The sequence below is a fragment of the Corallococcus praedator genome, from assembly GCF_003612125.1.
GTDB lineage: Bacteria > Myxococcota > Myxococcia > Myxococcales > Myxococcaceae > Corallococcus > Corallococcus praedator.
Map to the genome: position 1 here is coordinate 1 of NZ_RAWI01001165.1, position 424 is coordinate 424.

A 424-nucleotide genomic window follows, 5' to 3' on the forward strand; every position below is an offset into this window, starting at 1 on the left:
GGTTGGCTCACCGCATGCTGACCGCGGGGGGCGAGATCGTCACGGCGCTGCTGGCCGAGGGCGTCGACGGGGCGCTGGGCGAGGGCCTGGCGGCCGACCTGCGGCGCACCCACCCGGAGGTGGAGTTCGCGGTGCACCGGGGCGGCCCGAGCGAGCACCCGCTGGTCCTGGGAGTGGAATGACCGACCTGTCCGACCCGCTCGCGCCCCGGCTGGGGAAGAAGTCGTCCGACCTGCTGGCCGCCCAGCTCGACGTCACCACCGTCGGCGGGCTGCTGCGCCACTACCCGCGCCGCTACGTGAACCGGGGTGAGCTCACCGCCATCGCCGGGCTGGAGGTCGGCGAGCACGCCACCCTCATCGCGCAGGTCGAGAAGGCGACGCTGCGGGAGATGCGGGCCCGGCGCGGCACGATGCTGCAGGTC

At 74.8% G+C, this 424-nt stretch carries 2 protein-coding genes; both read left to right on the top strand.

Annotated features, from left to right (window positions below):
• The coding region (locus D7Y13_RS43545; RefSeq protein ID WP_208734683.1) for a hypothetical protein at positions 1-182 on the top strand (182 nt) is incomplete at its 5' end.
• The coding region (locus tag D7Y13_RS43550; protein WP_208734684.1) for a hypothetical protein at positions 179-424 on the top strand (246 nt) is incomplete at its 3' end. The genes D7Y13_RS43545 and D7Y13_RS43550, both read left to right, overlap by 4 nt.